At 71.1% G+C, this 11353-nt stretch carries 10 protein-coding genes; 3 read left to right on the top strand and 7 right to left on the bottom strand.

The genetic code is table 11. The features are described from left to right. The 4 genes from MKK82_RS20605 to MKK82_RS20590 form a co-directional block, all read right to left on the bottom strand. Window positions 1–1450 (bottom strand): HWE histidine kinase domain-containing protein (locus MKK82_RS20605; protein ID WP_243986635.1); only part of this gene is annotated, 1450 nt, incomplete at its 3' end. A gap of 154 nt (window positions 1451–1604) precedes the next feature. Then, window positions 1605–2339, bottom strand: coding sequence for a tRNA (guanosine(46)-N7)-methyltransferase TrmB (gene trmB, locus MKK82_RS20600; RefSeq protein WP_238285803.1), 735 nt, complete (start codon window positions 2337–2339; stop codon window positions 1605–1607). 394 nt (window positions 2340–2733) lie between these two features. Then, on the bottom strand, window positions 2734–3912 hold the full coding sequence (gene metK / locus MKK82_RS20595) for a methionine adenosyltransferase (RefSeq protein WP_238285801.1): 1179 nt from the start codon (window positions 3910–3912) through the stop codon (window positions 2734–2736). Between the two features lie 178 nt (window positions 3913–4090). Then, window positions 4091–4498: a helix-turn-helix domain-containing protein gene (locus MKK82_RS20590; protein ID WP_243986633.1), complete on the bottom strand. Its 408-nt coding sequence runs from the start codon at window positions 4496–4498 to the stop codon at window positions 4091–4093. 565 nt (window positions 4499–5063) lie between these two features. On the opposite strand from MKK82_RS20590, the gene MKK82_RS20585 reads away from it, so the two are divergent. The 3 genes from MKK82_RS20585 (at window position 5064) to MKK82_RS20575 (ending at window position 8153) form a co-directional block, all read left to right on the top strand. Next, window positions 5064–5924, top strand: a complete 861-nt coding sequence (locus MKK82_RS20585) for an OB-fold nucleic acid binding domain-containing protein (RefSeq protein WP_243986632.1) — start codon at window positions 5064–5066, stop codon at window positions 5922–5924. A 5-nt stretch (window positions 5925–5929) separates the two neighbouring features. Continuing rightward, complete coding sequence (locus tag MKK82_RS20580; RefSeq protein WP_238285799.1) at window positions 5930–7399, top strand: M48 family metalloprotease; 1470 nt, start codon at window positions 5930–5932, stop codon at window positions 7397–7399. 73 nt (window positions 7400–7472) lie between these two features. Beyond that, the gene (locus MKK82_RS20575) at window positions 7473–8153 is read left to right on the top strand and encodes a glutathione S-transferase family protein (protein ID WP_238285798.1); all 681 of its coding nucleotides are present in this window, start codon (window positions 7473–7475) and stop codon (window positions 8151–8153) included. 20 nt (window positions 8154–8173) lie between these two features. Here the strand turns inward: MKK82_RS20575 and MKK82_RS20570 are convergent, their stop codons facing one another. The 3 genes from MKK82_RS20570 to MKK82_RS20560 form a co-directional block, all read right to left on the bottom strand. Then, a complete protein-coding gene (locus MKK82_RS20570; RefSeq protein WP_238285797.1) occupies window positions 8174–8329 on the bottom strand; it encodes a hypothetical protein in 156 nt (51 codons plus the stop codon). 74 nt (window positions 8330–8403) lie between these two features. After that, a complete protein-coding gene (locus tag MKK82_RS20565; protein ID WP_238285796.1) occupies window positions 8404–8841 on the bottom strand; it encodes an EamA family transporter in 438 nt (145 codons plus the stop codon). Window positions 8842–9099: 258 nt separating this feature from the next. Continuing rightward, complete coding sequence (locus MKK82_RS20560; protein ID WP_243986630.1) at window positions 9100–11352, bottom strand: xanthine dehydrogenase family protein molybdopterin-binding subunit; 2253 nt, start codon at window positions 11350–11352, stop codon at window positions 9100–9102. Between the last annotated feature and the right edge of the window lies 1 nt (window position 11353).

The raw sequence follows: 11353 nt of genomic DNA, 5'->3' as shown, positions 1-11353 counted from the left end.
GCGCCCCGTACTTGGCGGCGTTGGTGGTGAGTTCGTGAATCGCCATCCCGATCGGCACCGCGACCTCGGAAGGCAGGTCGATCGCCGGCCCGTCGAGGCTGATGCGGCCCTCGGCGGCGCCGTCCGGCGCCACCTCCGCGTAGGGCTTCAGCTCGTTGAGCAGGAGGTTGGCCAGCGAGGCCGTCTGCCACGTATCCTCGGTCAGGACCGAGTGGGTGTGGGCGAGCGATTTGATCCGGCCGACGAAGGCCTCGTAGAAGCTCTCGATGCTGGACGCCGTGCGCGCCGTGGAACCCACGATCGCCTGGACGGTGGCGAGGGTGTTCTTCACCCGGTGGTGCAGTTCGCGGATCAGCAGGCTCTGGCGCTCCTCCGCGCGGCGCCGGTCGGTCACGTCCGCCACCACGCCGATCAGGCGGCGCGGCAGCCGCCCGGGGGCGTCGCGCTCGAACCGGCCTGCCATGTCGATCGTCCGCCACGCCCCGTCCGACTTGCGCCGGACGCGGCCGCCGATGTACAGGATCCCGTCCTCCCGCAGCGCCGTGGAGATCGCCCGGCGGACCGCGGCACGGTCGTCCGGGTGGAGGATGTCGTTGAGGAACTCGGTCTTGCCGATCGTGCCGTCCTCGGGCGCATGCCCGAAGATCTCGTACATGTGCTCGTTCTCCCAGATCGCCTGATCCTCGAGCATGTGCCATTCGAAGATGCCAAGCTTGGCGATCGTGGTGGCGACCCGCAGGCGCTGATCGCGGGACAGGATCTCGTCCCGGGCCTCGACCCGGGTCGTGATGTCCTGAACGACGCCGACCATGCTGGCGGGCGCGCCGTCCGGACCCGGCACAGCCTGCCCGCGCACCCGCAGGATCACCGTGCGCCCGGCCACCGTCGTGGGCGTGTCGAACCCGTAGGGCTCGCGGCCGGCGGCGGCCTCGGCGATGACCGCTCTCAGGCGGGCGAGCTCCGGGTCCGACAGTCCGGTCTTCAGCTCGTCCCACGACACGGAGCGGCCCGGCGGCCGGCCCAGGATGCGGGCCGCGCGCCGCGACAGGGTGAGCAGGCCCGTCGCCCGGTCCCAGCGCCACTCCCCGAGCCCGGCGGTCGCGAGCGCCTCCCGGTTCGCCTCGGAATGGGCCGCCGCATCCACGTCGACGGATTCGACCACGAGGGTCGTACCGGAGCGGCGCACCCGCACGTCGAGGGGACTACCGTCGGCCCGGCGCCAGAACTGGAGGCCGTCGCGGAGGCCCTCGGGACCCTCGTTGAGGAGTTCGGCGGTCGGACGCCCGGCCAGCGTTCCCGGCGCCCAGCCGACCAGATCATGGAGGGACCGGTTCGCGGCGACGATGACGGTCTCGTCGGCCGACAGCACGACGAGGCCGATCGCGGCATCGTCGAAGCCGGTGCGATACGGATCGTGCGCCGCCGGATCCTGACCCACCCGCTCATTCACTCGGAAGAACCCTCGAACGCGCCACGGCGCGCCCCCGCAGGAGTGAGCCCTCTCCCCCGGCGCGATCCGGGACCGCGACGGCGTATCAGGATGGCCTTCGAGCGTGACTGTTGCAAGGCGTTCCGCCGGGTTGCGGCGCCCGGCCCGCCCGCGCTCACCGCGGCAGCCGGACGAAGTCCAGGTAGGTCGGACGCCGTCCCGCCTCCAGCGCCTTGGCCTCGTAGCGCGTGCCGGGCCAGCCCGGGAATGGCTGCGTCCAATCCCGGACGCTCCGCGCGGTCCATCGCAAGGTCGGGCAGCGCGCCGCCCGTGCCAGCGTCCAGCCGGCATAGTCGTCGATGTCGCTGGCGAAGCGGAACAGGCCGCCATCCTTCAAGACCCGGCCGAACTCGGCCAGCGTGCCCTCCGAGACGAAGCGGCGCTTGCGCTGGCGCCGCTTGGGCCAGGGGTCGGGGTAGAGCAGGTAGATCCGCTCCAGGCTGGCATCCGGCAGCCGCGCCAGCAGGGCGGTGACGTCCTCGTCGCGAATGCGGATGTTGCGCAGGCCCCGCTCCTCGATCGCGGCCAGCAGCTTGACCACGCCGTTGACGAACGGCTCGGCCCCGATGAAGCCGATCCCGGGATGAGCCTCCGCCTGGGCCGCGAGATGCTCGCCGCCGCCGAAGCCGATCTCCAGCCAGATCGCCTCGGGCGCGGCCGTCAGGTCCGGGAAGAGCGTGCGCGGGTCGAGGGGCCGGTCGTCCGGCGGCAGGTCGACCCGCAGGGCCGGCAGCAGGTCGGCGAGCCGCCGCTCCTGCTGGCCGCGCAGGCGCTTGCCCTTGCGCCGCCCGAAGAAGGCGCGCTCCGGCTCCTCGGCCGTCGGTGCGGCGGGTCCAGAAAGGTCAGACATGGTCACGGGGCGCCGTCGAAGGGCTTGCGCATCTCAAGCGGGGTTGCTCCGCGGCGGGGGACCTGCGTCCCGTGCCGGTGTCTCGCGCCGTCATTCCGGGGCACCGATGGCCGGCCCGGAAACGGAGATCGCTGTTCGAACACGGAGTGCGGGCGCGCCCGTGTCGGGACGCGGCTGCGCAGGCCCGTAAGAAGAGGGCATCCCTCAGCTCGATCCCGCCTCCGAACCGGAGCCGCAGTCCGGCCCCTCTCGGATGGCATGTCCGTCAGCCGAGGAGGCCGCGCCGCGGCTGCCCCGGCCCCGGGACCGAGCCGAGGACGGGTGGACGCCTGCGCGTCCCGCCATCCTCAAACCCGTCAGGCGGGTCCGGGACGGCCCGACGCGACCACTGCCCTCAGGCCAGCGCCGACTTCAGCTTGTCGGCGAGGTCGGTACGCTCCCAGGAGAAGCCGCCATCGGCCTCCGGCGCGCGGCCGAAATGGCCGTAGGCCGAGGTCCGCGCGTAGATCGGCTTGTTGAGGCTCAGCGCCGTGCGGATGCCGCGGGGCGAGAGGTCCAGGGCGTCCATCAGAACAGCCTCGAGCCGGGCCTCGTCCACGTTCCCGGTGCCGTGCAGGTCCACGTAGATCGAGAGCGGCTTCGAGACGCCGATCGCGTAGGCGAGCTGGATCGTGGCGCGGCGGGCGAGGCCGGCGGCCACGACGTTCTTGGCGAGGTAACGCGCCGCATAGGCTGCCGAGCGGTCGACCTTCGTCGGATCCTTGCCCGAGAAGGCGCCGCCGCCGTGGGGCGCCGCGCCGCCGTAGGTGTCCACGATGATCTTGCGGCCGGTGAGGCCGGCATCGCCGTCCGGGCCGCCGATCACGAACTTGCCGGTCGGGTTGACGTGCCAAGCGGTGCCCTCGTTCACCCAGCCCTCCGGCAGGGCCTTGCGGATATAGGGCTCGACGATGGCGCGCACGTCGGCCGAGTCGAGGGACTCGTCGAGGTGCTGGGTCGAGAGCACGATCTGGGTGACCTCGACCGGGCGGCCGTTCTCGTAGCGGACCGTGACCTGGCTCTTGGCGTCGGGGCCAAGCTTGGCGGCCTCGCCCTGCTTCGCCTTGCGGGCGTCGGCGAGGTCCTTGAGGATCTTGTGAGCGTAGAAGATCGGCGCCGGCATCAGCTCGGGGGTCTCGTCGGCCGCGTAGCCGAACATGATGCCCTGATCGCCCGCGCCTTCGTCCTTGTTGCCGGCGGCGTCGACGCCCTGGGCGATATCGGCCGACTGGGCGTGCAGGTGGATGGCGACGTCGTTGTTCTTCCAGTGGAAGCCCGACTGCTCGTAGCCGATGTCCCTCACGGCCTCGCGCGTCAGGGCCTCGAGGTCCTTGAAGGTCACCGAATCAGGGCCGCGCACCTCGCCGGCGATGACGATCCGATTGGTGGTAGCGAGCGTCTCGACGCCGAGGCGCGCCTCGGGCATCGCCGACAGATACGCGTCGACCACCGTGTCGGAAATCCGGTCGCAGACCTTGTCGGGATGCCCCTCGGACACGGATTCGCTGGTGAAGAGGTAATTGGAACGCGGCATCGGACGGACGGCCCCGGCTTCACAGGCACGCCGGTGTGATCACGGCGTTTGACCCTTCATGGGGTCGGGGTTCTCGCACCCAGCCCCACCAGGGTCAAGGCGGAGCACCGGACGATTCCGTTAAAACGAACAAACCGGTTGGGAAATCGCCCGGCTCACCCGGGAGGGGCGCGGACCGTCAGCCGCTAAGCTTGCTCTCCAGCGCGCGGATCGCGGCCGCCACATCCCGGCGGGCCTCCTCGGAGAAGTTCTCCGTGATGTGCCGCCCGACGATCTCGGCCAAACCCTTCAGGCTCCCCTCGCCGAGGGTGGGCTGATCCGGCTCGCTGAAGCCCGGCGCGACGAAGTCGTCGCTGCGCGGCATGCCCTTGAAGAAATAATCCATCGGCACGCCGGTCATCCGGGAGAAGATGTCGAGGTGGACGGCACTGATCCGGTTCGTGCCCTTCTCATATTTCTGTAGCTGAGCCGCAGACATACCGAAGCTCTGCGCGACGCGGCGTTGCGTGAGGGACGCCTTGCGTCGCTGCTCGGCGATGCGCTGCCCGACATAGACGTCGCGCTGATCGGTTTTCTGACCCGCCATGAAGAGCTCGTCCACCCCCGTGCAGTGATTCCCTCTGGCAAAGCTTAGCGCCGCACAGGGGCCTTGTCACCGGCGCGGGCGCGGCACGGTGAACGATTTCCCGCGCCGCCGGGGCGGGGGCAATCACAAGAAGGAGGTGTGGTGTCCCCGGCAGGGCTCGAACCTGCGACCCCAGGTTTCATACCACTTCGGCTTTCGCCGCCGCGCCCGAGCGGGACGCGTTCGTGGTCTGGACTATCCCTTCACCGTGGGCGGGGCTCGCGCCCGGCCGGTAGGTGCCGCCCGTCTAGTCTCTACACCTTCCCGCGGAGGGCGGGCTTGGCTCGGGATCGGCAGGGTCCCGGGCGTCACAGCACCGGTGCCTGGAGCTTTCCCCGACTTTGAGCGGATCCGCCGCGCGGTTTCCCAGCGCGGCGCCCAATTGAACCTGTTTAGGAAACCTGTGCTCTGTCCAGCTGAGCTACGGAGACGACCGTCCGCTGCATAGCACCCTCCCCGCCGCAGGCCAACCGCGCCCGGGTACGTCCTGGTCGAAGGCCGGCTGGACGATGCGGGCGTCCCGCGCATGATGCGCCCGGAGCAGGCGATGGCGGTGGCGCGCGAATCGACGGGGTGGCGGGTCGGGGCGGCGCTGGCAGCGCTCGCCGCGGCGATGCCGGCGCCGTGCCGGGGAGCGCCGCGGTCCGGCGCGTCGGAATGCCTGGCCGGATCGACCCACCGCGACGTGCTGGAGGATGTCGGGCCGCGCGGCGAGATCCGCCTGGCGTCGGGCACCCGCGCGGTCCTCGACTCCCTGCGCTGGCCCGACGCGCCGGAGGCCGCCGCGGCGGCGCGGGCTTGGCTGGAGGGATGGCGGGGCGCCCCGGTCACCCTGGTGCCCCGCGGGCAGCCCGACCGCTGGGACCGGGTGCGGGCGGATATCGAATCCGAGGACGGCGCCGCGGATCTCGCCGGCGGCCTCATCGGGGCGGGCCTCGCCGTCGCGGATGCCGGCGAGGCCGATGCGCTCTGCCGCCCCGCGTTGCGCCTCGTCGAATCCGCCGCGCGGGCGCGTCGGCTCGGCCTGTGGCGGGAGCCCGTCCTCGCCGCCATCGACGGCCCGGGGCTTCGGGACCGCACGGGCCGCTTCGCGATCGTCGAGGGCCGCGTGCGCCGTGTGGGCGAGCGCAGCGCCCGCACCTATCTGGATTTCGGGCCCCGCGGCACCGACGCGCTCACGGTCACCGTATCGAAACGCACTTGGCGAATGGTGCGCGCGCGTGGTTTGAGTGCAACCTCGCTCGAAGGCCGGCGCGTGCGCGTGCGCGGTATCCTGGAGGTCTGGCGCGGCCCGACCCTGGAGATCGCCGCCGATGGTATCGAGGTCCTGAGCGAGCCGGAGCGGCCGGAGGCCGAACCGGAGGGGGAACAGGGGCTGCGGCGCTGATCGCGATGGGCGGGATCACGGGGCAATTTCGATCGACCGGGCGACGCCTGGGCGGCGTGGCGGCACTCTGTGCCCTCGCCGGCCTCCTCGGCGCCTGCGTGGCGGACCAGACCGGCGCGACCGTGCAGCCGGCGGTGGTTCGGGTACCCGCGGAGGCACCGCGCACCACCGGGCGCGAGCGGGCCGCGGATTCCGATCACCTGAAGCTCGTCGCCTCCTTCGGGGGCGAGGCGCGGGCGCCCGGCGTGACGCGGATGCTCACGGAGGTGACCGACCGCCTCGTCAAGGCCAGCGACCGGCCGGACCAAGCCTACGCGGTGACGCTCCTCGATTCCCCCGTGGTCAACGCCTTCGCGCTGCCGAACGGACGGCTCTACGTCACCCGCGGGCTGGTGGCGCTGGCGAGCGACACCTCGGAGGTGGCCGCGGTGCTGGCGCACGAGATGGCCCACGTCACCCTCAACCACGCCACGGCCCGGAGCGAGCTGGAACTGCGGTCGGCCCTCGTCAGCCGCGTCGTGGCGGACGTGCTGAACGACCCGGATACCGGGGCGCAGCTCCAGAGCCAGTCGCGCTTCGCGCTGGCCCGCTTCTCCCGCGAACAGGAGCTGGAGGCGGACGCCACCGGCGTGCGCACCCTCGCCAAGGCGGGATTCGACCCGTTCGCCGCCGGCCGCTTCCTGGCCGCACTCAACCGATCGACGGGGCTGAAGGGCGGCAGCGCCGCCGCGCCCGACATGCTGGCGACCCATCCGGGCACGGCCGAGCGGATCACCCTGGTCACGCGGGCGGCCCGCCGCATCGGCGCCCCCGGCATCGGGACCGACGACCGCGCCTCCTACCTCGCAGCGGTGGACGGGCTCGCGTACGGCGACAACCCGCGCGACGGCGCGGTGCGGGGTCACCGCTTCATCCATCCGGGTCTCGGCATCGCCTTCGAGGTACCGGAGGGCTTCGCCCTGGAAAACACCCGCTCGGCCGTGCTCGGCACGACGCAGGATGGCAGCCGGCGCCTCCTGTTCGACCAGATCGACGCAAAGGAGGGCCAGACCCTCGACGCGGTGCTGAAGGCGAGCTGGAACGATGCGTTCGACCCCGCCGGTTTCGAGTCCCGGGAGGTCGCCGGCCACCCGGCGGCCTTCGCGCTCTCCCGCGGCAAGGACTGGACCTTCCGCCTCGCGGCGATCCGGATCGGCGATTCGACCTATCGGATGATCATGGCGGGCAAGGGGGCGGCCGATCCCGACGCCGCCTTCCGCCACTGGACCGCGACGCTCGCGCCGGTCTCCCCTGACGCGGTGGTGCTGCGCCCCCTGCGGCTGCAGGTGGTCCAAGCGACGTCGCCAGGCGCCGAGGATCTCGCCCGCCGCATGGCGGTGCCGGATCGCGCCCTCGACCGGTTCCTCGTCCTCAACGGTTTGGAGCGGGGGGCCCAGCTGGTCCCGGACCGCAGCTACAAGATCGTTGCGGAATAGCCGCCCTGCGCATCTGCGGCTTGTGCCGAGCGCGGCCCCGGGGATCCTTCCGGAATCGTTCAGGGAGAACGCCGTGATTCGATTCTTCTACAATCTCAGCCCCAACCCCATGAAGGTCGCCCTCTGCCTGGAGGAGATGGGGCTGCCCTACGAGCCGGTGCCGGTCGACACCCGCAAGGGCGAGCAGTTCGAGCCCGCCTACGGGGCGGTCAACCCGAACGGGAAGGTGCCGGCGATCATCGACGGGGACGTGACGGTGTTCGATTCGAACGCCATCCTGCTCTACCTCGCCGGCAAGACCGGCCAGTTCCTGCCCGAGGGCGAGCCGGTCCGGGGCGAGATGCTGTCCTGGCTGATGTTCGTGGCCACCGGCATCGGGCCGTTCTCCGGTCAGTGCGTGCATTTCCGCCACTTCGCGCAGGACGGCGGCGCCTACGCCACGGAGCGCTACACCTTCGAGGCGCGTCGCCACTGGGGCATCCTCGACGAGCGGCTCGCCGGCCGCGCCTACGTGTTGGGCGAGACCTACACGATCGTCGACATGGCGGTGTGGGGCTGGGCCCGGATGGTGCCGTTCGTGCTGGGCGAGGACGCCTTCGCGGGTTTGCCCAACGTCAAGCGGCTCCTCGACACGATCAACGCCCGGCCGGCCGCGCAGGCCGCCGAGGCGCTGAAGGGCCGCCACGCCTTCAAGGCCGAGATGGACGTGGAAGCCCGGGGCTTCATGTTCCGCGCCGCGCGGGGCGCCGCCTGACGGGACCGTCGGCCGCCCCCTCAGTGTGCGGGGGCGGTCACCGTGAGCATCGGCAGGGTGATGGAGAGCGTGTCGCCCGACAACCGCGCGGTGCCGAACGTCAGGCAGGCGGCGAGGCCGAGACACAGGGCGAGACCGAGCAGGGAGGTCTCGAAGCCGCGGTATACCCAATCCATGGCGGTCCCCTTTCGCGAGGAACTGCCAGGATGCGCCGAACCGGTTAACGGAACGGTGCGCCCCCATTCATTCGTCACAAGCCGGAAGCGACCAGGGCGGCCCCGGCGGCGATCAGCGCAACGCCGGCCCAGGCTGCCAAGCTCAGGGTCTCGCCCAGCAGGCCGGCGCCGAGGAGCGCCACCAAGACGACGCTGAACTTGTCGAGGGGCGCGACCCGGGCGGCGTCCCCCAGCGACAGCGCCCGGAAATAGCAGAGCCACGACGCCCCGGTGGCGAATCCCGACAGGATCAGGAACACAAGGCTGCGGCCGGAGATCTGTGCCACCCCGCCGGCTTGACCCGAGGCGACGACGACGGCCCCCGCGAAGACGAGGACGACCGCGGTGCGCACGACAGTCGCGACATCCGACGGGACACCGGAGACACCGACCTTGGCGAGGATCGCGGTGAGCGCCGCGAACACCGCGGCGGCGAGCGCCCAGAAGCGCCAGGATTGCAGCAGGTCGGTCACGGGGATCGGTTGCCGTTCCGGTGTGCGGCGCTCGGAAGCGTCATCGTCCTAGGCGCGCGGAGCGAAGCAACGCGGCAGCGCCCCGTCCCCGCTGTCACGCTGTCCGGGACCGCGTCGCCGCGTGCGACGGCGTCCGGATCGATCGGGCGATCCGCGCGGGTCCACGATGCAGGGGCGCCGCCGCGCTCCGGGCACGGCGGCTGGCCTTCGATCGAATCCTTGCCAGATCGTCAATGTTTCCCGTGAAACACGCGTGCCTCACAGCAACTTGTCGATAGTGATCGGCAGGTCGCGCACCCGCTTTCCGGTGGCGTGGAAGACGGCATTGGTGATCGCCGCCGCCGCGCCGACGATCCCGATCTCGCCCAGCCCCTTCACGCCCAGCGGGTTCGCCTTGTCCTCCTCGTCCACGAAGATCACGTCGATGTCGTAGATGTCGGCGTTCACCGGCACGTGGTACTCGCCGAGATTGTGGTTCATGAACCGGCCGATGCGGTGGTCGAGCATCGATTCCTCTTCGAGCGCCGAGCCGATCCCCATCACCACGCCGCCGAGGATCTGGCTGCGCGCGGTCTTCGGGTTCAGCACCTTGCCGGCCGCGATGGCCGAGACGACCCGGGTGACCCTGACCTGCCCCAGTTCCTCGTCGACCTTCACCTCGGCGAATATCGCCGAGTGGGTGTAGGCCTCGTATTTCTGGTTGAAGTCCTTGTCGGGCCCGGCCTGTTCGACCGCCTCGACCTTGTCGATTCGGGCCGCCTGCAGCACCTCCACCAGAGAAACGCTGCGGCCCGGATCGCCCGCGACCGAGATGCGGCCGTCCGCGAACACGGCGCGGTCGACGTCGGCATTGGCCAGCGGCGAGTTCTCCATCGCGCGGGCCAGCTTGAACACCTGTTCGCCGACGTTGCGGCAGGCCTTCATCACGGCGGTGCCGGAGGAGGCCGCCGTCCACGACCCGCCGGCGACCGGCGCCTCGGGCAGGCGGGTGTCGCCGAGCTTGGTGGTCACCGCATCCATCGGCAGGCCGAGGGTGTCGGCGGCGATCTGCGTGAGGATCGTGTAGGTGCCGGTGCCGATGTCGCCGGTGGAGTTGCCGACGGTGAGGCGGCCGTCGGGCGTTAGGGTCGCGATGGCGCTCGACTGCATCATCATCGATTCCCAGATGCCGGTGGCCACGCCCCAGCCGACCAGCTCCCGCCCGTCGCGCATGGAGCGCGGCTCGGGATCGCGCTTGGCCCAGCCGAAGCGTTCCGCGCCCTGCGTGAAGCAGCTCTTCAGCTCCTTGGAGCCGAAGGGCTTGCCCTGAGCGGTGGCGTCGGACTCGGCGTAGTTCCGGAGCCGGAGTTCGATGGGATCGAGCCCGGTCGCGTAGGCGAGCTCGTCCATGGCGGTCTCGATGGCGAAGACGCCCGTGACCGCGCCGGGGGCGCGCATGTCGCCGGGGGTGGCGGTGTCGAGCTTGGCGACCCGGTAGGTCAGGGCGACGTTGTCGCAGCGGTAGAGCACCCCCGACCAGTTGACGATCACCTCTTGGTAATCCTCGAAGGTCGAGGTGCCTTGGACGGCGTCGTGCCGCAGGGCCGCCAGCCTGCCGTCCGGCCCGGCGCCGAGGGCGATGGTCTGTAGCGCCTCGCCCCGGTAGGTGAAGGACCACATCTGGTCGCGGGTCAGGGTGACCCGAACCGAGCGCTTCAGCTCCTGGGCGGCGAGCATTGCTAGGAACGCTTGGTACTGCGGGCGCAGGCCGGAACCGAAGCCGCCGCCGAGATAGGGATTGAGCACCCGGACCTGATCGGGCTTCAGGCCGAACACGTTGACCAGGTATTGGTGGCTGTTCGAGACGCCCTGGATCTTGTCGTAGACCGTGTAGGTCCCGTCCTCCTCCACCACCACCGTGGTGGCGTGCGGCTCCATCGGGTTGTGGTGCTCGTTGGCCATGCTGTAGCCGCCCTGCACGCGGATCGGCGCGCTGCCGAACGCCTGGTCGGCGTCGCCCCACGGAGCCGGCGGCGGCTTGATGCCCTCGCGCTTCATGGGCGGATCGTAGGCGTCGCCGCGCACCGCCTTCAGGTCGGTGACGGGCTCCTGCCGCTCGTAGCTGATGCGGACGAGCGAGGCCGCGTAGCGCGCCGTCTCGAAATCCTCGGCCACCACCAGCGCCACCGGCTGGCCGCTGTACACGATCAGGTCGTCGTAGAGGGCGCGGAACGGCGAGCCGGGGGGCGCCACCGCGTCCTGGAAGTTCTTGTCCCGCCACGCGGTGCGCGGCCGGTTCTCGTGGGTGATCACCTTGAGGACGCCCGGTACCGCTTCGGCGGCACTGGAATCGATCGCCGCGATCCGCCCTTTGGCGATCGAACTCGACACGACCGTGCCGTAGGCGAGACCGGGCGCGGCGAACTCGCCCGCGTACTTGGCGAGGCCCGTGACCTTGGCGGGGCCGTCGATGCGGCTGCGCGGAGTGCCGACGAAGGTGTCGCGGCCGGTGGAGCTGAAGGTCTGCGTCATG

It is taken from the genome of Methylobacterium sp. E-046 (assembly GCF_022829625.1).
Classification (GTDB): domain Bacteria; phylum Pseudomonadota; class Alphaproteobacteria; order Rhizobiales; family Beijerinckiaceae; genus Methylobacterium; species Methylobacterium longum.
The sequence above is the reverse complement of the archived record's forward strand: the minus strand, read 5'-3'. Positions and strand labels throughout refer to the sequence as shown.